The sequence below is a fragment of the Pseudoalteromonas spongiae UST010723-006 genome (assembly GCF_000238255.3).
GTDB lineage: Bacteria > Pseudomonadota > Gammaproteobacteria > Enterobacterales > Alteromonadaceae > Pseudoalteromonas > Pseudoalteromonas spongiae.
The window spans coordinates 1316815-1340779 of record NZ_CP011040.1 but is presented as its reverse complement, the minus strand read 5'-3'; the positions used below and the strand labels follow the sequence as shown (position 1 = coordinate 1340779).

At 39.3% G+C, this 23965-nt stretch carries 22 protein-coding genes; 14 read left to right on the top strand and 8 right to left on the bottom strand.

The window, feature by feature from the left end; translation table 11 throughout:
* Positions 1-31 precede the first annotated feature (31 nt).
* Complete coding sequence (locus PSPO_RS20225; protein WP_010558707.1) at positions 32-1432, bottom strand: S41 family peptidase; 1401 nt, start codon at positions 1430-1432, stop codon at positions 32-34.
* Positions 1433-1565: 133 nt separating this feature from the next.
* Here PSPO_RS20225 and PSPO_RS20220 point away from each other — a divergent pair, with 133 nt between their 5' ends.
* Together PSPO_RS20220 and PSPO_RS20215 are read left to right on the top strand one after the other, a co-directional pair.
* Positions 1566-2747, top strand: coding sequence for a helix-turn-helix transcriptional regulator (locus PSPO_RS20220; RefSeq protein ID WP_010558708.1), 1182 nt, complete (start codon positions 1566-1568; stop codon positions 2745-2747).
* A 199-nt stretch (positions 2748-2946) separates the two neighbouring features.
* Complete coding sequence (locus tag PSPO_RS20215) at positions 2947-3813, top strand: AraC family transcriptional regulator (RefSeq protein WP_010558709.1); 867 nt, start codon at positions 2947-2949, stop codon at positions 3811-3813.
* 175 nt (positions 3814-3988) lie between these two features.
* On the opposite strand, the gene PSPO_RS20210 is transcribed toward PSPO_RS20215, so the two are convergent.
* The 4 genes from PSPO_RS20210 to PSPO_RS20195 all read right to left on the bottom strand — a co-directional run bounded on the left by PSPO_RS20210 (position 3989) and on the right by PSPO_RS20195 (position 6409).
* Positions 3989-4420 (bottom strand): arsenate reductase family protein, encoded by a 432-nt coding sequence (locus PSPO_RS20210; protein ID WP_010558710.1) that lies wholly within the window; start codon positions 4418-4420, stop codon positions 3989-3991.
* A gap of 2 nt (positions 4421-4422) precedes the next feature.
* The gene (arsB, locus tag PSPO_RS20205; RefSeq protein WP_010558711.1) at positions 4423-5442 is read right to left on the bottom strand and encodes an ACR3 family arsenite efflux transporter; all 1020 of its coding nucleotides are present in this window, start codon (positions 5440-5442) and stop codon (positions 4423-4425) included.
* A 13-nt stretch (positions 5443-5455) separates the two neighbouring features.
* On the bottom strand, positions 5456-5791 hold the full coding sequence (locus PSPO_RS20200) for a metalloregulator ArsR/SmtB family transcription factor (RefSeq protein WP_010558712.1): 336 nt from the start codon (positions 5789-5791) through the stop codon (positions 5456-5458).
* 327 nt (positions 5792-6118) lie between these two features.
* Positions 6119-6409 (bottom strand): DUF6471 domain-containing protein, encoded by a 291-nt coding sequence (locus PSPO_RS20195; protein WP_010558713.1) that lies wholly within the window; start codon positions 6407-6409, stop codon positions 6119-6121.
* Between the two features lie 251 nt (positions 6410-6660).
* On the opposite strand from PSPO_RS20195, the gene PSPO_RS20190 reads away from it, so the two are divergent.
* From PSPO_RS20190 to PSPO_RS20150, 9 genes are all read left to right on the top strand, one after another.
* Positions 6661-7050: a DUF2170 family protein gene (locus PSPO_RS20190; RefSeq protein WP_010558714.1), complete on the top strand. Its 390-nt coding sequence runs from the start codon at positions 6661-6663 to the stop codon at positions 7048-7050.
* An 11-nt stretch (positions 7051-7061) separates the two neighbouring features.
* On the top strand, positions 7062-7757 hold the full coding sequence (locus tag PSPO_RS20185; protein ID WP_010558715.1) for a PspA/IM30 family protein: 696 nt from the start codon (positions 7062-7064) through the stop codon (positions 7755-7757).
* A gap of 131 nt (positions 7758-7888) precedes the next feature.
* On the top strand, positions 7889-8533 hold the full coding sequence (locus PSPO_RS20180) for a YjfK family protein (protein WP_010558716.1): 645 nt from the start codon (positions 7889-7891) through the stop codon (positions 8531-8533).
* Between the two features lie 12 nt (positions 8534-8545).
* The gene (locus tag PSPO_RS20175; RefSeq protein ID WP_010558717.1) at positions 8546-8962 is read left to right on the top strand and encodes a DUF350 domain-containing protein; all 417 of its coding nucleotides are present in this window, start codon (positions 8546-8548) and stop codon (positions 8960-8962) included.
* A gap of 13 nt (positions 8963-8975) precedes the next feature.
* Positions 8976-9599, top strand: coding sequence for a DUF1190 domain-containing protein (locus PSPO_RS20170; RefSeq protein ID WP_010558718.1), 624 nt, complete (start codon positions 8976-8978; stop codon positions 9597-9599).
* Between the two features lies 1 nt (position 9600).
* The gene (locus tag PSPO_RS20165) at positions 9601-10782 is read left to right on the top strand and encodes a glutathionylspermidine synthase family protein (RefSeq protein ID WP_010558719.1); all 1182 of its coding nucleotides are present in this window, start codon (positions 9601-9603) and stop codon (positions 10780-10782) included.
* 455 nt (positions 10783-11237) lie between these two features.
* On the top strand, positions 11238-13556 hold the full coding sequence (locus PSPO_RS20160; protein WP_010558720.1) for a TonB-dependent siderophore receptor: 2319 nt from the start codon (positions 11238-11240) through the stop codon (positions 13554-13556).
* 248 nt (positions 13557-13804) lie between these two features.
* Positions 13805-14659: a chitodextrinase gene (locus PSPO_RS20155; RefSeq protein WP_010558721.1), complete on the top strand. Its 855-nt coding sequence runs from the start codon at positions 13805-13807 to the stop codon at positions 14657-14659.
* Entirely contained in the window at positions 14659-15816 is a 1158-nt protein-coding gene (locus PSPO_RS20150; protein WP_010558722.1) for a KTSC domain-containing protein, read from the top strand. Before PSPO_RS20155 ends, PSPO_RS20150 begins: the two co-directional genes overlap by 1 nt.
* 86 nt (positions 15817-15902) lie before the next feature.
* On the opposite strand, the gene PSPO_RS20145 is transcribed toward PSPO_RS20150, so the two are convergent.
* Positions 15903-19013: a PKD domain-containing protein gene (locus PSPO_RS20145; RefSeq protein ID WP_010558723.1), complete on the bottom strand. Its 3111-nt coding sequence runs from the start codon at positions 19011-19013 to the stop codon at positions 15903-15905.
* A gap of 386 nt (positions 19014-19399) precedes the next feature.
* Here PSPO_RS20145 and PSPO_RS20140 point away from each other — a divergent pair, with 386 nt between their 5' ends.
* The 3 genes from PSPO_RS20140 to PSPO_RS20130 are packed head-to-tail and all read left to right on the top strand — an operon-like array spanning position 19400 to position 22399.
* Entirely contained in the window at positions 19400-21115 is a 1716-nt protein-coding gene (locus PSPO_RS20140; protein WP_010558724.1) for a vWA domain-containing protein, read from the top strand.
* A gap of 43 nt (positions 21116-21158) precedes the next feature.
* Positions 21159-21749, top strand: coding sequence for a sigma-70 family RNA polymerase sigma factor (locus PSPO_RS20135; protein WP_040641876.1), 591 nt, complete (start codon positions 21159-21161; stop codon positions 21747-21749).
* 8 nt (positions 21750-21757) lie between these two features.
* Positions 21758-22399: a hypothetical protein gene (locus PSPO_RS20130; RefSeq protein WP_010558726.1), complete on the top strand. Its 642-nt coding sequence runs from the start codon at positions 21758-21760 to the stop codon at positions 22397-22399.
* A 216-nt stretch (positions 22400-22615) separates the two neighbouring features.
* Here PSPO_RS20130 and PSPO_RS20125 read toward each other — a convergent pair whose 3' ends face one another.
* Positions 22616-23260 (bottom strand): hypothetical protein, encoded by a 645-nt coding sequence (locus tag PSPO_RS20125; RefSeq protein ID WP_010558727.1) that lies wholly within the window; start codon positions 23258-23260, stop codon positions 22616-22618.
* Complete coding sequence (locus tag PSPO_RS20120) at positions 23244-23753, bottom strand: RNA polymerase sigma factor (RefSeq protein ID WP_010558728.1); 510 nt, start codon at positions 23751-23753, stop codon at positions 23244-23246. The genes PSPO_RS20125 and PSPO_RS20120 overlap by 17 nt, the downstream gene beginning before the upstream one ends.
* Positions 23754-23965 lie beyond the last annotated feature (212 nt).

Below are 23965 nucleotides of genomic sequence, written 5' to 3'. Positions count from 1 at the left end.
GTTGATAAAGCGGTTGGCTCAAACTCCTTGCTTACAATTTTGCTTTTACGTCTCTAACTAAGGTATTTATAGCAATTGAATGGCTTTCAAATATATTGTCGTTTGAAAAAATGGGGTATGACTGCGCTGGTTTAAGTCCAATACCTTCAGATATTTTTCCGTCACTTTCTTGATATGTTTCATTAGATAGGCCTAAATGCCAGCCATTTAGCAGTGTTTTATCTAATACATCGGAGTGATTTCCTCGTGTTGTATCACCAACATGAATCACGTTAGGAATTGCTCTCATCGCCATGGTAAAGGTTTCAGCCGCACTAACGGTATGGTCGCTTGTTACTAAATAGACAGGCTTAATATATGGTGGCTCATTTGCTTTGTTTACATAGAACTTTTGAGGTACGGTAGGGCCTCCAAACGCGGTTTTCGAATATGCCAATCGTTGCTTCGCATTGAAGTATTGCGCAATGGCTAAGCCAACTTCATCATGTCCACCACCATTGGCTGTAATATCAAAAATAATCGCGTCGCTGGTAGCGAGTGTTGCCATAATGGTATCCATAGCTTGCTGGATTGCTAACACATCATCTTGAATAGAGCCACTTTGTGAGAAGTTCTGCATGCGTTGAAGATTGATGTAGCCAATATTGTCAGCCATACCCCAAATAATGAATTTACCTATATCGTTGGCACTTTCGTTTAAGATAGCGGTGCGCACTTGGTGTTTGTAATACTCATACCAATTTAAACGGAAGGTGCGTTCGTCCTTAATTTCATTTTGTTCTTTGAACGCGCGCGATAATGCTGGGCGCAGAATACGGGATTCATTCGGCTGAAATCGCTTTGACGTATCGTTTATACGTGCCGATAAAAACACATGAGCATCGTCTAATTTCTTTATCATATTTGAAAAGAGATTAAACAGTTCAGTTTGTGACATATCGTCGTTCACTTTCGACTCGTACTGTTCGACAATTTTTGGCCAGTCCTGCTGGTATGTCTCAAAAAAGGCATAGTGTTCTGACATGGTTTGAGTAAAGTAAATAAAATTGTCAGTAGGGTTGTGATTCGGTGACGTTAAACACTTATCGATGACGCTTTTCGCATCCTTATTGGGTAACCGATTAAAATAATAGCGCGTCGAATTAGGAGTTTCACTCACCCAAATATGTTCATCTGTTATCGTATGGAATACGGCCATATGAGATGCGATATCGGCACTGCTCATCGCTTTTTGCACGCAACCTACTCGTGTTGTATCAAAGAGTTGCATTCCGTTTGCATCAATTTTCATTAGATAGCCATATCCTTGCGACTGCCACACCCCCGAATGTTCTTCAATATTAAAGGTTGATGATGTTGGAAAATTAGGGCGATTATCGCATCCTGCCAATGCGAGTACGCCACTTAGGATTAATGTTTTTAAAATTTGCATAGTCACGCTCATTTATTGTCCATAAGAACCTTGATACTATGATTTTGTTTGTTTTTTTCGTCCGTCTAAGCTGATTAGTACACATTAAATAAACTTACTTATTGCGATTTTGTGTGTGCCCAAGGAAATTTACGTGGAATTAAAACTAGAAAGTGCTATTCAAATTTTGCTTGTAGGTGCATCTTTTGGCGTATGTCTATTCATTCTTGCGCATTTGTGGCTCAAAGAACGGGTGACATCAGTCCGTTATTTGGGACTATTTTATGGTGCGAACATCGCAAATATTCTTGATGAATGGTTTTGGCATTTTGGTGTATGGCAAGTAGCACCCATATTAACCAACGCATATCTGCCTATTTTATATTTAATCGCTCCTAGTTTTTATCTGTATGTAAAAGGGTTAACAGATCCTAGTTATAACAACCGTTTATTGGCAAATGTAAAGCATGGTATTGGGTTTATCGTAAGTTTCTTGGTGTGTGTACCTTATTTTGTGCTCGATAGCGATATTAAACTCGCCCGCTTATCTGCTCCATCAGGTACGTTAGAGCATTTAGGTTTAACAACTTTAGGGCCAACCATTGTTTTATTGTTGTTATTGCCGTTTTCGCTTTGCTACGTTATCGCCATCGTTAAGTTGTTAGCTCAACATCTCAATACTATAAAAAGTTATTTTTCTAATATCGATAATCGCGATTTATCATGGATCCGCTGGTCAATTATCGCCTTGTGTATTGCGTTCGCTGTATCAACGATCCGCATATTTTTACCCGAGCGGCTCTCAGAAGAAGGATGGCATAATATCTTATTCTTAACTTTTGAGCTGTTTTGGCTTGTGATCGTTGGCGTACTATCAATCACTCAAGGCCCTATCTACAAAAGTGAAGTTGAGTCAGAGCGAGCGCTACTTTGTGCTGATAAACAGCAAGGGAAATATCAAAACTCGCCAATGCAAGAAAGCGATATTGAACGAATCAAAAACAAACTGAACGCAGCCATGGCTGATGGCTTTTACAAGGATCCTAACCTTACCTTAAGGAAACTGTCTGATTTAACTGGAATAGCTGAAATTAGGATTTCTCAAGTGCTAAACACAGCCATGAATATCGGCTTTTATGATTTTATTAACAGTTGGCGAATTAAAGCGGCATGCAAATCTATTGAGCGATCTGAACACACTATTTTAGAGGTTGCATTTGAAGTAGGGTTTAATTCTCGCTCCACGTTTAATCAAGCATTTAAAAAGCACGTTGGGAATACACCAAGTGCATACAGAAAACAGCTTATTACTGAACCTAACGCATCTGAAATTTGATGAAGATTGCAATCAATAGAACCCAATCTTTAACTGTACAAGACGAAAAGCCCATTTTGTTTTATGTTTAGAGGCTAAAACAATGGGCTGTAGTCTTATCGAGTGAATCTTAAAGTTCGCAAACATTATCAATTTAACATCAAGTACTCTTTGTTTGTCGCGGTCAGTTAACTGAATCAACGCACTTAAAGTGAAAATAATGAAGCATAAACACGTAACTAAAAATCAGTATGAGCATCGGTTGCTTAATGTCATTGACTATATCTATGAACATGTCGATGGAGAATTGGACGTCAATGCCCTAGCGGATGTTGCCTGTATGTCGAATTATCACTTTCATCGTATTTACCGTGAATTTGCAGGTGAAACGATCAATGTAACAGTGCGGAGAATGAGGTTATTGAAGGCTGCGGCGCTTTTATTGCGGAGCAACTTAACCCAGCAACAAATTGCGAAACAGGTTGGTTATGGCAGTGTTGAAGCATTTAACCGTGCGTTTAGTAAACACTATGGTGAAACACCCCATCAATACCGAATAACGCGCGTTGAAGAAAGGGTAACCCTGCTCTATCCCAAGTCTAACAAGGAGTACACCATTATGTATCAAGTTGAACAACACACTGTGCCTGCCATGAGCTTAATTGGCGTTGAGCACAAAGGTGACTACATGAAAATAGGCCAAGCGTTTGAAAAGCTGTCTGTGATGGCGAGTAAGCTCGGTCTTATTAATGAAAATACACGCTTTTTTGGCATTTATTATGATGATCCAAAAACGGTTGAACAAGATAAACTCAGCGCGAAGGCATGTATCTCAGTTGATGTAACTCAACTACCTGAAGAGCATCAGTTTGAACTGTTAAATATACCCTCATCCAAAGCTGTTTCACTATTATTTGAAGGCGACTACCCTGAACTAGAAAAGCCTTATGATTGGCTGTTTGGTGAATATTTGCCTCAGAGCAATTACCAGCTTAAGGACTTTCCACCGTTTGAAGAATATTTAAATGATGCGAAGAACACACCGCCACAGCAGCTATTAACCCGTATATACTGTTTAACGGCTTAACACTAAGAACCTAGCGATTGCTAGGTTCTTATTTTTACTATTTTTTAATTACTTCTAACACACCGTGATGATCTAGAAAGCTCGTTTTGGTATCCAGATAAATGAGTAATATATGGCTATCCGTTACTTAAAATAAACTAATTAGACAATAAATTAGATGTTTTAAACGAAACGATTATATGTCTATGAGCGTCACTCGCTTACCGTTTTTGTCTATTACAAGTTCACCATCTTCTTTGGTTAACGGCCCTTTAGGTAGCCGATCAAGTAAATCAAACACAGTTTCACTAGGGCGACAGAGCTTCACGCCATTTTTTGTCGCAACAATTGGCCTGTTAACTAAAATGGGGTGCTTTAGCATATGTTCTAGAATGTGTTGATCAGATACACCATTCTCTAGCAGTCCTAGCGCCTTGGCTGGCGACTTGGTTTCACGTAGTAATTGGCGAGGGGTTAACCCTGTTGCCGCTAATAGTGCTAAAAGCTGTGGCCGTGTCCAGCCTTCTTTTAAATATTCAATCACCACAGGGGTATAGCCAGACTCTCGAATAAAACGCAGCACATTTCGCGATGTACCACACTCGGGGTTGTGATGAATAACAATCATAGTTACTCCTTAAACCAATACCGGGTTTTATTGGCAAATGCAACCAAAGACAGCATTACAGGCACTTCTACCAATACGCCAACGACAGTTGCTAATGCTGCACCTGAATGCAGGCCAAATAAGGAAATAGCCACAGCCACGGCAAGTTCGAAAAAGTTTGAGGTGCCAATCATGCAAGCAGGAGCTGCTACGTTGTGGGGTAATTTCATTTTTTTCGCGAGTAAATAGGCAAATGCAAAGATCCCATACGTTTGGAGCAATAAGGGAATTGCAATTAATACAATTGCCACTGGGTTGCCTAAAATGGTTTGCGATTGAAAACCAAACAGCAATACCACGGTGGAAAGTAGCCCCATAATTGACCAAGGCTTTAGCTTACTAATATAGTGGTTGAGCTGAGTGTGGTTGTCTTTTTTGTCTAGTAATTTACGGGTAAAAACGCCCGCGAGTAAGGGAATAACAACATACAGCAATACTGATAAAACAAGCGTATCCCAAGGGACGGTAACATCCGTCACGCCGAGTAAAAATCCAGCGAGTGGGGCAAAAGCAAATATCATAATCAAATCATTTACTGATACTTGTACCAAAGTGTAATTGGCATCGCCTTTAGTTAGTTGGCTCCAAACAAATACCATTGCTGTGCACGGTGCAACACCGAGCAAAATCATACCGGCGATATATTCATTAGCGGTTTGTGGGTCTACCCAACTGACAAAAAATATTTTAAAAAATAACCAACCAAGAAACGCCATGCTAAACGGTTTAATAAGCCAGTTTACGATTAATGTTAACACTAGGCCTTTTGGCTTTTTGCCGACGTCTTTAATCGCTGAAAAATCGACTTGCACCATCATAGGGTAAATCATTAACCAAATGAGTACCGCAATCACAATGTTCACATGTGCAAACTCTAAACCAGCTATCACAGTAAATAGATCAGGTAGAAAGCTACCTGCAGCAATTCCGATGACAATTGCCAGTGCTACCCAAACCGATAAGTAGCGTTCAAATAATCCCATAATATGCTCCTGACTACTTGCAAGTGTTCGCGTCCGTTTGAGCGGACTTAAGGCGAGTTAATGTATTTTGAAAATAGGGTTTATTATTGGCTGCACTGAGAGTAAGTACCTGCTTTGCCCAATTAGGCAGTTCATTGTGTATTTGGTAGTAAACCCATTTTCCCCGTCGTTCATCCCGTAACAAACCGCATTTTCTTAGAGATGCTAGATGACGTGATATTTTTGGCTGATCTAACTCAAGTGCGCTTATAAAGTCGCAAACACACGCTTTTTCAACCTGCGTTAATAACAATAAGATATGCAAACGGGTATCGTCTGCTAGGCATTTGTAAAATTGAAGTGGATCCATAGTATTTATATATATGAAAAAACATATATGTAAATATTCGCATATGTTTATTTGTTATGCAACTTTGGGTTTGATTGATATGTAATTTTTGATAGTAAGAAAAAGGTGGGTTCTAATTATTTAGCTTAATCTGTGATTTATTCTTCACTGGCTCGAATTGTTATAAATCGACTAGCAAGCTAGTTAAGTTACCCTGCTATTCGATTGAAAACCTATAAGTTTAAGGAAGCACTGAGGACTATGAACTGTGAAAAAAGGGGCTGGCATCTTTGGTTTTTAATGCTAATACAAAGAAAATGGCATTCTGCCAACCTACGCTAAGTGCGCTTACACTTCGTCTTCTATTTCTTTTGCCATGGTAAGAATTTCAGACAAAATGTCGCCTTTTACATTTAATACTTCAAGAATGATAAGAAATAGGCTCGTTGGCATTAGTCTGTTAGACACTTTGTTGCGCAGGTTGCCGGGGGTTAGAACAATACCTTTTTGTTCAAGCAGTTCTGCTAGCTGTGGATACGTAACCTTTTTTTGTTTTAGCTTCATGCTTAAAAAGCGTGAAAACGCCTCCCCGTAAGGGGCAAGGGCTAGATTATTTTGAATACTCGTTTGTTGATCCATAAAAAATACCTAAGTAGTTTACATTCACGCCAATGTATTAGATAAATAGCCTATATTGCGAACCGGTATTGCTACAGCGTAATACTGAATGCAAACAGGGCTAGGCATATTAAATGCTAAAAGTTACCTGTATTGATATAACACAAATACATTTTAAGTGTAACAAAATAATAATTAGTGCAATATAAAACTTGCAAGTGTTAGTTATATGTGACATTAATTTAAATACCAATAGAAATATGGAGATCAAAATGGCTTTTAATACCGAACAACTGAAAACGGTGTTTTCAACACATCCAGATTGGGTTGTTGAACAAGAAGGTGACTGTGTAAGCATTTCAAACGATGAAGGAATTGATGTGTTTGTTTATGCGGGTGAAACACAGGTAGTGGCTGAAAGTGTGTTGTTTCCGGTAAGTAGCGTTACAGATACTTCAGGACTGAATGAACTGATTTTAAAAAGTCATCAGTTGGTTCCACTTTCTACTGTAGGTATTAGTTCGATATCTGGGCAAGAATATTACGTGGCGTTTGGTGCGTTGTCTGTTGACAGTAAAGATTCAGTGCTTGTTGAGGAAATTGAGTCTTTGTTTGCCAATATTCCAGAATTCCTTGAACTGTATGAAGATTATATCAATTAGGAGCAAGTCACATGAGTCTTAAAAAATTATGGACTGCGCTAGTAGGCGCAACAAATGAAGGGCTTGAAGCGGCCGCAGATACGCAAGCCATCCGAATTTTAGAGCAAGAACTTCGCGAAGCGAAAGAAGAGTTAAGACGTTCAGATCAAAGCCTAACTAGCATCATGGCAAAACGTAAATTAACCTCGAACAAGGTTGCTGCATTTCAGGCAGATATCGATAAATACTCAGAGCATGCCGTGTCTGCAAGTGAATCAGGTAATATGGAACTTGCGGTAGAATGTGCAGAACGCGTTGCTGATTTAGAAAGCCAAATGGCAACGGAACAATCGATTCTTGATGGTTTCGAAAAGTCAGAGAAAACCCTGAAGGACAACATTGCTAAAGCGAAAACAAATGTACGACGCATGGAGCAGCAAATCGATCAGGTAAAAGCGACTGAGTCAGTGCAAAAGGCGCAAGCAGCAGCATCTACCCATCATGTTGGTGCTAATAGCAAAGTAAAAACTGCACTAGATAGCCTTGAACGTGTTAAGCAAAAGCAAGCGATGCGAGCAGCTGAATTAGAAGCCGCTGAAGAGCGCGCGGCTGATGAATCTGGCAGCAGTCTTGACGAAAAATTAAAAGCAGCAGGTGTAACGCCGGGTGGTCAAACATCGGGTCAGGATAAACTTGCACAGCTGCTAGCGAAGAAAAACGCAGGTTAGTGAGTAACCAATTTAAAAAGAGATAACTTAGTTATCTCTTTTTTAGTTTTTAAACAGTAAACATCACTGTAGACAACTGGTTAGCCCACATGTAACGTTAGCAACCTATGAAGCAAAGTTAAGGAACATTGATGTTCAATTTCTTCAAAAAAGACAAACCAAAAGCGACCATCTCAACGCCAGAAATAATGGGCTTGCGACTCGGAGCGAGTTTTGAAATAGATAAACTCGCGATTAAGCTGATACTTGATGAGCTCGTAATAGGTGATTTTGCCGCCACCCAGATTATTCAGGCTGTTGGTAAAGTCGATATGGATGGCACCTATCTTTTTCGGTTTTACACAGATGATGAAGCATGGCTTCAAGTAATTTGTGAAGGCCAACCAACAGCCGAGAATGTGGTTGATGTGAAGTTGTTTTACTACTTCGATACCTTGGATATTCAAAACCAAGCACAGTGGGAAAAACTACTTAACCAACAAATTGGCACGCCTACCTATACATTGGATGGGCACGAATACAATCGCGTATGGACCTCAATGGGCGATTATCACAACCCTGTTCATATGGCCGAAAAAACCTTCGATGGTAAATCTCAACCCAGTGAAACAGACCAATTCACCATGCTGTTTGAACGTGAATTAAGCGATGGCACAACCGAGTCGCTATTTCTTTCAGCAGAAGAATCGCTTGAATCGTCAGGCAATCTCTCACGGTGTTTGGTAATTAGCACTGGCATAACGTTAAGCTCTTCTCAAATAACAATACATGGATAAAGGAGTCCAATAATGGAAAACGGTTATGATCTGATCGCCGGTGTCACTAATTTTGCAATGTCGTTTGGCATAAGCTTGATATTACTTTTTGTGTTCAAAATACTGTTTGCTTTTGTAACGCCACACGATGAATGGAAACTCATCAAAGAAGACAAAAACGCAGCGGCTGCCATTGGCTTTGGTGGTGCGGTAGTGGGTTTTGCTTTGGCACTCGCTGGCGCGGTAAGCAACTCTGGTGGCATTTTAGACTTTGCAATTTGGGGCGGTATCGCGTTAATTGCGCAATTGCTCGCGTTTGCAATTGTGCGTTTTGCATTTATGCCAAAAATCGTCAAACGTATTGAAGATAACGAAATCAGTGCTGGTGTTATTCTCGCTTCGACCAATATTGCCGTAGGCTTATTAAACGCTGCAAGCATGACATATTAATAGGGAGGTCATGATGAAAAAGACCAGACATATTGACTTATCATTGCTGCGAAAAAAAGTACGAAAATTCAGCCTTGCACCACTTTCTGTTGGTGTTGCAGCGGCGCTTGCAGGATGCTCAGGTGAACCACAGGAACGTGTTAAAGTAGTGTCATCGGTTGATGATTGTGTTGACCAAACTGAATTGTCGGTTGAACAATGTCAAGCTGCTTACCAAGAAGCCTTGGCAGAAGCTGAACGCACCGGACCACGTTACCAGCACCAATATTTATGTGAAGCTGACTTTGGTCAGTGTCAGCAATCCAGCTCAGGGTTTTTTACGCCGTTTATTACCGGTTACATTGTAGCTGAGATAATTGATGAAGTAGGTGATGCGTTTGAGCATAAACATCGACGCCGTTATAACCCAGTATACACCTATCAAAAAAGTGGCTCTAAACATCGTCAAAAAATAATGACAGCGGATGGCACCATTTTAGGTAGTGCAGGTAAAAGCAGCTATAAAGTGCCTAGCTCTGTAACCAAACCAAAACCGGCGGTAACACGAACGATATCGCGAGGCGGGTTTGGCGCTCAGGCATCTGCTAAGTCTAACTGGGGCGGTGGTAAGTCTTCTTCTCGCGGTTGGGGCGGCTAATATGCTACGACTCCCAATAGCGCAACGACCAAACTGGCAGCGAAAAGCCGAAGAATTTGGCTTTAAATTTCACACCATGTATGGGGAAACCTATTGGGATGAGTCTGCTTATTATCAATTTAATCTTAAGCAAATAGAAAACGACCTGGAAAAGCCGACTGAAGAGATACATCAGATGTGCTTGGAAGTTGTTAGCCAGGTCATTAACGACGAAACGCTACTTAAGCGTTTTTGTATTCCCGAGCAGCACTGGGGTTTTATTCGCCAATCATGGGTCAATGGTGACCCAAGTTTGTATTCCCGATTAGACTTTGCTTATTCAGGCAATGGTTCGGCAAAACTATACGAAAATAATGCAGATACCCCAACGTCAGTCTATGAAACCGCTTTTTGGCAGTGGTTATGGTTGGCTGATAACGTTGATAATGGCGTAATTGTAAAAAAAGCAGACCAATTTAACTCGTTGCAAGAAAAGCTTGTTAATCGTTTTAAAGAGGTTGAATATTTAACGCCCGACAGGACTTTACACTTTGCCTGCTGTAAAGATTCGGAAGAAGATCGCGGCACAGTGCAATACATGGAAGATTGCGCAATCGCCGCCGGATTAAACACCAAATTCGTTTACATCGAAGAAATCGGTGTAGATGCAGATAACCGCTTCACAGATTCAGATGATCAGGTTATCGACTGGATGTTTAAACTGTACCCCTGGGAATTTATGTTTCAAGAAGAGTTTGGCAGCCTGTTAGGCAAACAAAACATGCGCTGGATGGAGCCGCCATGGAAAGCGATTTTATCTAACAAAGCATTGTTGCCAATGTTATGGCGCTTGTTCCCAAATCACCCAAATTTATTACCCGCATTTTTTGATGATGAACTGCACTTAGCGCAAGAATGCGATGTGTTGGTTAAAAAACCAATATTCTCTCGCGAAGGCGCTAATATTTCATTTGTTGATAGTCGAGGTAATCCTATCAGCGGCTCATCAGGTTCAGATGGCCCTTATGGTGAAGAAGGGTTTATCTTTCAAGCCAAGCATGCGCTACCGAAATTCGGCCAAAACCACACACTTATTGGCAGTTGGCTGGTGGATGACCAAGCCGCCGGAATTTCAATTCGAGAAGATGACAGCGCAATTACACAGGATATGAGCCGTTACTTGCCACATGTGATTGTCGACTAATGCCCGTTTATTGCTAATAACACTGTAAACCATATTGTGGATCAATTGCTGAAGCTGTTGATCCTCTCCAACTTCCATTATTCAGCTTTAAAATTTTATTTGTTGTCTCATTTCCTGATAGACACTTTAGTGGTGGTCCAAATCGCGCTAACTCGTCGTCGGCTCCTCGTAAACAAATAACAAAGACACCCGAACTATTTTGATTAAATGGATATGTTTTTATTGTTTCAAAAATATGATCAATCCTTTGAATACTTCCACAAACGATTCAAAAACATAAACTTAACCTATTAAAATTAACATGGTTTACGCTTGAAATATTCAGTTACAATTTGAGGGGTGACAAAAGTTACGTTGTAATTTTAATGGTAATGATAAGTATTTCTATTTCTGTTATGTTGGTTTGTTATTGCATGAGAGCAAATTCAATCACACATTTATTTAAAAGGAATAGAATGAATCCCCTAAAAAGCGTTAAGCTTTCAATCCCAGCATTTAAGTTAACAACACTCGCACTCATAATTTCTCAAAGTATTTCGTTTAACGTTTTGGCTCAACAACACGAAATAGCAGACAGCAGCCAAGAAGACAGTGGCGATAACGCTTCAATCGAACTGGAAAATGAGGCGGATCGCGTACAAGAGCTGGAACGAATTTACGTTTACGGCAACACCACAAACAGTTACTCGGATCCGGCTACAAAATCTGCGACCAAATTTGTATTAAGTTTGCGAGAAACGCCACAATCAGTATCGGTTATTACTAATCAGCAATTACAAGATTGGCAAGCAGTTAACATTACCGACATTTTACAGCATTCAACAGGCTTTCATGCAACAAGTACAGGTAGTTTAGATCGCCCCTCATACAATATTAGAGGCGGCGAAGTAAATCGTATTCAAATTGACGGTGTACAACAGTTTGGTGGTGGACGCCGTCCTGATGTTGATGGCGACTCAGTTGCGTACGAGCGCGTAGAAATATTACGTGGTGCGAATGGCCTTATGACAGGTGAAGGCGAGCCAACGGCGACAGTAAATATTGTACGTAAGCGTGCTACGAGCAAAGAGTTTCAAGGCAGTGTAGCAGCGTCGCTAGGACGTTGGGATCACTATCGCGTTGAAACAGACATTTCAACACCACTTACCAGCGATGGTCGTATTCGAGGTCGTGTCGCCGCTGCCTATAATGATAAAGATTCATACATTGAACGTTATGGCCAAGAGAAAACGTCGCTTTATGTGACTGCCGAGGCAGATTTAACTGACTACACCCTATTACGTATCGGCTATGAATATGCCGATACGTCCCAGCGCGGTGCGATGAACTCGCATAATCAACCTTACTTCTTTAATGATGGTAGTAAAGTAAAAGTAGGCCCAGGTAAAACTGGTATGTCTGCAACTTGGAGTGCTTGGCCTTTAACGGAGCATACTGCGTTTGCAAGTATCGATCATTCCTTTGAAAGCGGCTGGTTACTTAATGCAATGGCCACCTACAATACCATTGATATGGAAGGCGGCCATTTAATGTTTCTTTGGTACGACGATTTCTTGAATCCTGATGGCTCAGGCACATTTGGCGCTAATTGGGTAATGCCAGGTGGTGAAGATGAGCAGGTCACATTTGATTTTACGCTACAAGGCCCTGTTGACTTATTCGGTCGCACTCATGAAGTGATTATTGGTTACAGTATGAACGACCGAGAATCTGTAGGTTTTGGCACAAAAAGCTCGAATGTATCTAGTATCCCAGATAATCCAAATTGGTTTACATGGGATGGAAAACTACCGCGTTATGACTTTAAGCGTTTAGGGCGAAGTTATGTTAACACCACAGATACAAGTGGCTTCTTTGCCGCAACGCGCGTCAATCTGCATGACGACTTTAAACTTATTACAGGCTTAAGAACAACTAATTGGCGTTACACCTCAGATAGCTATGATCCACTTACTAACCAATTCGTAAAGCAACGCGATAATCGTGAAATCGATAATGAAATTACGCCTTACGCTGGTTTAGTTTATGACCTTAATGAAGATTTTAGTATTTACACCAGCTACACTGATGCATTTCGTCCGCAACGTGTTTATGACGCAAATGACAACTTGTTAGATGCAGTTACAGGCCAAAGTTATGAGATTGGCTTAAAAGCTGAATTACTTGAAGGTGCCCTGAACTTTTCAAGTGCACTATTTAGAATCATTGAAAATGGTGTTGCGGAGCGCGATCCACGATTTGATCAAAATTATCAAACAGCGCAGGGTAACACCCCTTACCGAGTTCGTGGTGATGGTGACGAAACCAGTGGTTTTGAAGCGGAAGTTTCAGGTGCCATTAGCGATGGTTGGAATATTTACAGTGGCGTTTCTTATACACAAACAGAAGATAACGACGGCGAGCGTATTAATACTGAAATACCTAAAGTGTTATTTAACGTATATTCCACTTATGATTTTAGCGAGTTAGTGGATGGATTAACAATTGGTTTAGGTATCAATTATAAAAGTAAATACTATGTAGAACATGGCCGTCCAACGGGGCAGTTTGATAGTAATGGTTCTTCAATCACCACTCCGTATCGAATAGAACAGTCTGGTGTAACTCTAGTCAATTTGATGGCACGTTATGATGTAACAGATGATTTAATTGTTAATTTAAATATCGATAACGCGCTTGATAAAGATTACTACGGAGCAATTGCTACATGGAGCCCGACCGTTGTTCGCGGCGAACCATTAAGCTGGAATGTCGGCGTGAGATATAGTTTCTAATCGCAGTTTACGTTCTAAATAGCCTCGTATCTGAGGCTAATTTTTTATGAAATGAAGAGCTGTTACTAAAAAGGGGTGATGGGTAAATCTTCTTGTCGCAGATTTAAAATGTCTTTGTTTTATTCTTGAGTAAGTAATTTCAATTATTAACAAAGAGTTGTAATAATTATGTCATTTTATATTTGCTTTTGGTGACAAAATGAACTTGAGTTAAGGAGTAATAACAACTAATTCAAAAGGAACTTGAAATGGTTAGAATGATACTGTTAGCGTGTCTACTTTTTTGCGCGCACGTTCATCCAACGAACTTATTACGGTTAGCTTCTTATAAGGAAAACATTGATTTAGCTACCATTCAGCCCAAACATAATCCATGGAATGCAAGTTCAGTTTATATTGCAGGTGATGTGGTTTCTCATAACGAAAATCTATTTGTGGCAATGCACTGGGTCAAAGGCATCGAACCAGTTAAAAATAATATTAATTGGGATGGGTGGATCTGGGTGCAAAACTCAGTCATAGAAAAATGGCAACCTGCTAAGGTTTACCAGGGAGGCGATTTAGTTAAATCTGGTACTGACTATTTTCTTGCCCGTTATTGGAATGAAAATCACGAACCTAAAACTAATAATAGTTGGCAGCGCATACGTGATCTTTTTTATGTTGATCCAAAGTTACCACCAGTACATCCTGACGACTATAAAACGTTAGACGGCGTCGATCAAAACTCAAACGGTATTCGAGATGATTATGAGCGAGTTGTTTATGAAAAATTTGACTCACCAGAGCTTATCACCTTTAGTTTAGCAGCCGCACCAACCTTGCAATTAGTGATTGATGTTGAACAAAATAGATTCTCTCATTTAGATGAAGATATAGGCAAAAAAATCATCTTGGATTTTGTAAATATTAGTATGTGTACCAGAGTGTTACAGACTAATTTTCCACACTTTAGAAACCCCAAACTCCTCTATTTCAACACTTTGGAGAGAGCGTTTGCTAATCGAACAGGGCAAAATAAAGTTCATCGTCTTATTCCATGGGATGATGATTTTCATTTAGCTGCGGATAAAGATTGTGTTGCTTTACAAGGAGTAAAGTAATGATACGGTTAATAGTATTTATCCTTTCTCTGAGTTCAAATTGGGTATTTGCAGATATTCAAATATTAGATAGATATTGTACTAAACAAATTGATCAATTAAGGCTTTTTTATGTAAATGGTATGTTTACAACATCAGATGCATTTCGTAAAAATCTATATTGGTTAGATAACTTTCAAGATGTCTATTTGAATAATTTTCAAAAGGGTAGAGTGCCCACTGGCAGTCACAACGAAGATGAGGCATTACATCTTCAAATATTTGAAGTTGCACAGCATAAATATGCAGATTTATCTCCAACATCAGAAAAGTATCGAATTATAACTGCGATAATTGGTGGCACGATAGATGCGCTTTCAGCAGATGAAACTGCATTAGTAGAGTCCGTCATTAGAGATGTATTTAATGATGTAAATTATTCAAGATTAAACGATACGGATTACAGAAATGCATATCAAAAGCTACTATTTCAAATGCATTCTTGTAATCGCATTATCTTAGTAGGTCATTCTCAAGGGAACTTCTATACAAATGCGCTGTTTGATGAGGTTATCTCTAGCTACCAATACTCAGATGGTTACTTTGTATCAGACTACCCACTTGTAAGCTTAGCGTCGATTGCAACACCAACAAGTTCTTTGGGTGGGAGCTTGGGTGATCAATACTCTCAATTAATTTCTCATTTAACATTAGATCAAGATGCAATTATGCGAGCTGTAAGAATTTTGTTTGGAAGCCTGCCATCTAATTTTTCAATGGCATCAGTGTTTGATTCTACAGGACATGGCTTAATCGACTCTTATATTCGCTCATCAAATGTAGCAGCAAAGATTGGTGAAGGAATAAACGGCTCTGTTTTGAATCAAATACCATTCCCACTATTTGAGCAACATCCGGTGAGCTCCAGTGCTTTTTCACATATCGGCTACTCATCAATAAATAAAGTGCTTGATTTGAAATTTGAGTCTGGAGAAGTCTATCGATACTTTGATATACCTATTCTGCTGTGGGACGACTTTTATTATTCAACATCCATGGGAAGGTTTTTCAATGAACATATCAGGGGACGATACTCATTTGAAAAACTAGATATTGAGAGCAATACTTATTTGATAGTTTCAGGAGATGAACCCTTAGCTCTTGTGAAAGAATATTGACGTTAATAAAAAACACCCACCTAATTATTGGTGGGTGTTTTGTGTTTAACGGTTTGAAATCAAAGTGATAGTATTGCCCTTATGATTTACTCTACAATAACACTGTCTTCAGCTACATCATAAAAGTTTGAATTAGCAAGTAATACTGAAATAAGGTGATCACCTGCATCACTGGGTATTTGCCAAATTATCTTAGCTGTTTTACTGGTAGTATCTTGTTCAACCGAGCAACTACCACCTGTTACTATACAAACTAATTTTACTGGACCATCTAATTGCCATGTTGCGTCATAAGATAAATTTGAATCTGTATTAACTAGCGAATATGACTGTTTAAGCTTTATTGACTTTGTAAAGTCAACTAAAGAAAAAGTTTCTTTTAGAGGCCAAAATGTCCAATCATGATGAGTTGCTCGTTCTCGCTCTAAGTTGTAAACTTTTTCACTGTCAATTGCGACTTTATAGATAGAATTTCGAGTTAAGTAGCTTGATAATTGACGCGGTTCAGTAGGAGCGTCTAAGCCGTAAATAGATACTCCGCTAAAAGGGTCAATTACAAACAGTTTATTATCAATTAACTTTAATTGACTTCCCGATATGTCTGAAACTGATTTAACCGATTGAGGAGATTTTGGATTGGAAATATCAAGTATGCGAAGGCCATAGTATTTTGCTAAAAGATAGGCATAATTCTTATATATAACAACAGAGTTATATTCCCATCCATCTTCATCTGGAGCTGAGTCAAAAGAAATATTGGCAATTGATTCTAATTCGCCGCTGGAATTTAATTGAACTACTGAAGAGTTATCTTGAGTTGCTGTGATAATTGATAAGTCATTTGAATCAATACCTCCGATTGTTCGGCCTGAATTCAGAATTAATTCTGAGATTGGTTTGATAACTTCGGCTTTTGAAACATCGAGTAATTGGAGCTTACTATTACCTTCACTAATCAATACATTATTACCATGAGGGATTATTGCGGAAATAGCCTCATCAACTTGCAATTGAGATGTTAAAGTTAGTTTATTTTCATCAGACACATCGACTAGTTTCAATGAATTGTCGTTTGCTGCTAAGAAGAGCTGATCATCCATCAGTGTAATATTGTTTGCTTGAGAAACATCTAACGAGGCTTTTATAGCTAGGTTATTATTATCCGTAATACTCGCCGATACTAACCGGTTATCGTCACTTGAAAAAAATAACTTGTTATTACTGGCAGCAATACTACTAATTTTTGCTCCTGTGCTAGGCGTGATTTCAACACCAGCTAATCCAGATAAATTAGATACATCTTGGCTAATTAATGCTGCTAAGCTGCTATCTAAATAGAATAAAGTATCATTCTGTAAGAAAAGCCCTACACCTCTAAATGCTTCAGTTTTTTTACCAATTAAAATTGGTGAATTTAAATTATTAATATCAAAAAACATGATTTCATTAAAGCTAGTACTGGCAACACTCAGCACATTCGCATTTTGAGATAGGTTGTATGCTCCTTGAGGGGCTGTAATGTTTGCTGCGATAATCGGATTACGTGATTCAGTTATATCAACTAGCACAACACCTTTTGTTGTCGCAGCGACAGACAAGCTTGTTCCTGTTACAGCTATTTCACCAAGGGGAACCTTTAAATCTAATGTAGCTATAAGGCTAGTCGCTGTGATATTTGAGATATCAAAAGTCCTTAACATTCCATCACTTGCTGCGGTGAAAAGGGTCTTATCTTTGATTGCAAGACCAGATACCCAGGCATCGTTAGCATTAAAAACGTTATTAATTGTCGAAATATCTATAAAAGGGACATTGTTTAAATTTGAAATATCTAGAGCAACAATACGCTCTGTTTGGTTAGAACCAACATTTATTGGAGCTGATGCTAGTAGAAGGTTTCCTGACAATTCAAAATTGTTAAATGAGGTATTTGTTCTAACTGTGCTAACCAATTGAATGTTATTTAAATCAGAAATATCAAAAAAGCGAAGCTCGTCAACACAACTTGCAACCAAAAAGTTACCTTGGCTAAAACTGGATTGGCAGGTTCCTGAAGTACCTTGCCAAGGGTGAGGTTTTAAATCAAACGGCTCTGAAATATCAACTGCAGTTAAAATATTGCTATCAGAGACAAAAGCGATGTCCTTTTCAGGATTTAATGAAAGGTGATAAATACCATTTGAGTTTAATTTACTCTGTAAAATTACTTTATCGTGCCCAATTTCATTTAAATTACCTTGATATTCTCGCGCTGTAATTCTCACTGTATCTTGAGATGCTAATCCTAGTTCGTTCGTAACAGTTAACATCACATCTACTTGAGAGGGTTGGTTAGGTAAAGTAAAGCTTGGATTACAGCTAGTGGCCTGTTCTATTAAAATTTCATCCCCTTGTGTTTGTTGCCAATCATATGAAAGCTGGTAACTATTAGGATCTGAACTCAAAGAACAATCAAGGTGGATCAACTCACTTGATAAATAAGTTTTGTCAGTTCCAGCATTGGCAATTGGTGCACGACTTAAAGGATTAACGGTAATAACAATGTCATCTTCCGCTGTTAAGCCTAACTCATCTGTTACCATTACTTGGAAAACGAGTTTATCTTGCTGCTGAGATAATGGAATGCTAGGTACAACAAATGAAAGTTTTAAACTATTAATGTCATCAATTAACGCAGGTGTTCCTGATATTTGCTGCCATAGGATAGATTTTATTTTATTATCATCGTCACTTGCGGTAGCTGTAATTTCAACCAACTGTTTTTCATTGACTTCAATATCTTCACCAGCATTGACAATCGGTGCTTCATTTACAGCATTGATTGTAATAGTGATATTATCGGAGGACGAAGCTCCTTTATTATCAGCCGCTGTTATTTGGAGGGTTATTTGAGTTTGCTGTTCACCTACAGCAACTGTAGGTGCGACAAATGATGGTGTTAGGCTATTACTGTTTAATAGTTCTACTTGAAGGCCTGCGGTTTGTTGCCAATTAATTGTTGTAATAGAGCCGTCAGGATCAGAAGCTGTTGCAAATAATTTTACCTCATAGGTTTCATTAACATGAAAATCAGCACCTGCGTTAACAATTGGGGAGTTATTTACCTGTTGTATTGGTTTTTTACTACTACCGCCACAAGCGACTAAACCGTATAGAGTTATAAATAAGAAAAACTTAATCAAAGTCCTTTGATACATTATAAAACCTTGTAATTGTTTTTAAAACATGTGGTTATCCATTAATCCGTTAAATTTACAGTAATCAAACTATCAGTCAATATGAAGCTGTTTTTGACACTTAAATGATTTGTAACATTTAGTTTATCCTCTTAGCAAAACACGTAAAGGTTGCAAAGCATTGGCTGGTTTTGTAGTTATTCTTTGTAATTTGTGTATGAAAATCAATCAAATTCTAAGGTGTTCTTTGTTTCAAAGAGTGCCAATATGATTTGACACGCCATTAAAAAGTGAAAAGTGGTGGGTAGAGCTCTAAGAGAGTACGAACAAAAACCTAAAAAATAATTCACCCCCAAACTTATCGTCGTCCGTTTATAGCGTTAAACCATCTATAAAAGAGACAGATTATGAAAACAAATAAAACCTTAATCGCATTAACAATCGGCACGCTATTTATTTCTGGTTGTTCGAATCAAGAATCGGAAACAACAATTGCAAAGCAGCCTGAAAATGAAAAACAAGTCCAAACTGCTTTAGAAAATAAAGAGGCTGCCGAGGTTGAAAAGGTTACTGTGACGGGTAGTCGATTGGCTGATGTGCAAACTGATGGGGGAGTTGTGAAGTACATGAAGGCCAGTCAGCCACATGTCTTAATGGCAGCACCTGCAATGAGAAAGCGCATAGCACCACCGCCACCACCTGAATATTTTACGCAGCCTCAAAACCAAGATAACTACCTGCCGAGTGATAGTAATGGGGTATTTCAAGCTGTAACCACACCGCTTTCTACGTTTTCGGTTGATGTTGATACCGGAAGTTATGCCAATGTGCGTAGTTATTTAAGCATGGGGCAAAAGCCACCAAAAGATGCCGTACGCGAGGAAGCCTTTATTAATTATTTTGACTACAACTACCGCGTACCAGAAGATAAATCACAGCCGTTTGCTACCTTTACTGAATTAGCGCCAGCGCCTTGGAGTGATGAGCGCCATATTTTGCGAATTGGTTTGCAAGGTTATGATTTACCAGTGAGTGAACGCAAGCCGTCTAATTTGGTGTTTTTAGTGGATGTATCGGGTTCGATGCATGATAAAAACAAATTGCCTTTACTGGTGCAAAGCTTAACCATGATGGTGAAACAGTTATCGGCACGCGATACGGTGAGTTTGGTGACCTATGCAGGCAATACACAGTTAGTACTTAGCCCCACTAAAGGCAATGAAAAGCAAACTATTATTAATGCTTTGCAAAAACTACAAGCAGGTGGCGGTACACATGGTGAAAGTGGTATCAAAATGGCTTACCAAGCGGCGAAAAAAGCCTTTATTAAAGGCGGGGTGAATCGCATAATTTTAGCCACTGATGGTGACTTTAATGTTGGCACAACCAATATTGATGCACTCAAAGAGATGATTGCTGACAAGCGCAAACAAGGTATTTCGTTAACCACACTTGGCTTTGGTCGCGGTAACTATAACGATGCCATGATGGAACAATTAGCAAATATTGGTGATGGCAATCATGCCTATATTGATACCCTGCACGAGGCGCAAAAAGTACTTTTAAGGCAAATGAGCGGCACACTGCAAAGTATTGCGAATGATGTCAAAATTCAGCTCGAATTTAACCCAGCAGAAGTTAAAGAGTATCGTTTGATTGGCTATCAAAATCGCTTACTGAAAGATGAAGACTTTAATAACGATAGTGTCGATGCCGGCGAAATTGGTGCAGGTCATACTGTTACTGCCTTATATGAATTAACGCTTGCTGGCAATAAAGGGCAAGTTGATGCACTGCGCTACCAACAAAAACAAGTGGTAAGCGCTAGCGATGAACTGTTACAGGTAAAAATTCGCTATAAATTACCGGGTGAAACGGAGAGTAAATTAATTAGCCAAGTAGTTAATAAACAACAGGTGTTAAATAATTTCAATAGTGCCAGTTTGGATTTTAAATTTGCGTCCTCAGTCGCGGCATTTGCGCAAAAGTTAAAGCAGAGTCAGTACTTAGGCAGTATGAATTACCAAGATATTGCCACAATTGCACGAGCAAATAGGGGAGATGACCCATTTAACTATCGCGGTGAATTTGTTAACTTGGTTGAACTTGCCAGTGCTTTATAGCTGAATCACTATAGCCTATATGACTCAAAAAATTGAACCACACATGGATACGGACGAGGCACTTATGCTTGATTATGGAAAAGGTGATCAAGCTGCCTTTCGTGCCCTTTATGCCCGTCATAAAGGGCCCTTGTATCGTTATGTGTGTCGCCAATTAGGCACAAAACAGCAAAATAAAGCACAAGAATTGTTTCAAGAAGTGTGGCTGAGGGTAATCGATAATCGCACCCGTTACAAAGTAGAGGCTAAATTTAGCACTTGGCTTTATCGCATCGCTCATAACTTGTTGGTTGATGAACACCGAAAGTTAACAGCACGAGGTGAGCACTTGTCTTTAGTTGATGACGAACAACATGAAGGCAATCACCTTACTCTTGCCTCAAACCAAACGCATCACGAAAGCACCTTGCATAATGATTATTTACAAAAGGCCATTAAGCATTGTGTTGAGCTACTTGTACCACAGCAACGCGAAGCGTTTTTGTTACGCCACGAAGCAGGGTTTGAGCCCGCACAAGTTTGCGACATTGTTGAGGCAAAACCTGAAACCGTTAAAACCAGATTACGCTACGCTATGTCGCAACTTCGCGAATGTTTAGAGCGTAAAGCGGGTGCAACTGAATTAGGAGGCTAAAGGCAGGTATGATTAAGCAATTTAACGATAAAGAGATCATTCAGCTTTATCAACAAGGTAATGATGAGCTGCCGCCAAAAGCCCTCGATGACGCCATTTTAGCCCACGCGTCCGATGCAATTAGCAAAGAGCAGCCCGTTATCATAAAGCCAAACCGCTGGTGGCATTATTCAGGCATCGCAGCTGCAATGGTTGCTATCGCCGTGTTTGCACCTTGGCAGTATTATCAAGAGCCAGATTTTGAATCGGAATTAAAATCAGTAGAATCAATTGATAAGCCTGCGATACCGCAAGCCAAGAAAATAGCCAAACGTGAACAGCAAGTTGAAATGATGGAACTATTAGCAGATGACGTGCAGTTAGAAAAAATAGAAGTAACAGGCTCAAGAGTTGAACGCGTAGCCCCAGAGCAAAAAGCGCGATCCGTTCCAGCGCCACCGTCCGCGATGCCGAATTTAAAAGGCATTGAACCACGTTCAGAGTTCAACGTTGTTTTAGCTAAACTTGAAGAAAATGACAAAAATGGCGCAGAACAAGCGCTAATTCAATTATTGGTAGCAAAACCTGATCTTCACGATAAGATCCCAGAACCTCTGGAGGGTTTATATCAAGAACTACTTAAAAACGGTAAATTGGCCAAGCCAGAGTAGTTAGAGGATTTTAGAGCGGGCTTAAATCACACATTAGTGAAAAGTAGCATCGTGTTAAACGCAAGACTGGGGCAAGACGTAACTCCACTTTCTCATTCGCTTTTGAACGTTCATTGTGTGCCGCAGATCTATATATAGCTGAGGTTTTGAAAGTTATGCATAAAACGCAGTCAATAGGCTGCGTTTTACACTTTTGTTGATTATGTTTTTGATAGGTTATTCTGATTTTAATGCTCGCATATCTTTTATTAGCTCTTCTAATTTTTTAAATTGTCGTCCGTAGATCATATTTAAGTCTAGGCGATAGAGTGCAGCTGAATATTTTATCACCACTAGTAATAGCACAGTGATTAGACCCCACACATAACCAGGAATATCTAGAAAAACATAGTCAGTTGGGTAGGCTTTTAGGAGCCGTGCCATTACGCGAGTGCCTGCATCACTCGCAAGCCCTTGTGACACCATTCCGACATAAAATAATGGGTAGAAAAACTTGTAGTAAATAGCGTATCGCGTGATTGAATCCTGAAGCCACGCGTTAAAGCTTTCTAAATACTCTAAACTACTTTGCCCTTTCGATAAGTTGTACGATTTATCTAACTCTTTTCTCGCCATCAGCACCAACGGAGCCAGTAATACACAAATATATATGCCAAGCCAAGGAGCGCCGATTAAGCTCATCACTACGAGTAACAGCAAGGCCCCAATTACGATTGCTTTAATGTTCACAGCAAACATATGTTGCAGTTTATCAACTAAGTTTTGAGATTTTCTGTTATATAAGTCGTTAACTTTAGGCACTACTAGTTCGCCTTCGCTAATAAAGCCTTGTTTCCACATTGTTTCAATTGATTTGTTCATGTGTTCCCTCCTGCGCGTTTATAAACTTGTTCAATCTTTCTTTAATGCGCGTAATGCGCACGCCAATACCATTGGTGTTAGCACCGATTATTTCTGCAATCTCGCTGTAAGATTTTTCTTCTAAATAAAGTAAAATTACTGCTCGGTCTATCTCAGACAGATGTTTTATGGCGTTGTAAAGCACGTTAATGTCGTCTGAGTTAAATGCTTTTAAATCATCTTGTACCTCGTCGGGTAACGCATCAGAGACAAAGTGTTTTTCGCCCTGCTTACGCTGTTTTAAATTGGTTAAGCATACATTTAAGGCCACTTTGTAAACCCAAGTCGACCATTGTGAACCTGCGTTGAAGCTGTCTTTGCTTCGCAATATTTGCAGGCATACCTCTTGGTAATAGTCATCAAAATCTTCTTGGCTATGTGTATATGCCCGGCATATTTTGATGATGATTCCCGCATAGGGCAGTATCGATTGCTGATAAAAATCGCTTCCCATTCACCTTGTTCCGTTTTGTATTTTCTTTAGTTAGTGGATTAAAGACGCTGTTTATTACAGCTTATGGGAATTTTTTTTCTGAAGGAAAGTATTTGAAGAAAAAACATTAAGAGCAAAGGTCAGCTAAAGTTAACGTTTATCAATAGCCTAGTAAGCAAATCACCAAGTAAACTCGCTACGTTTATTCAATTTACCTTACTTTAAATACTTAT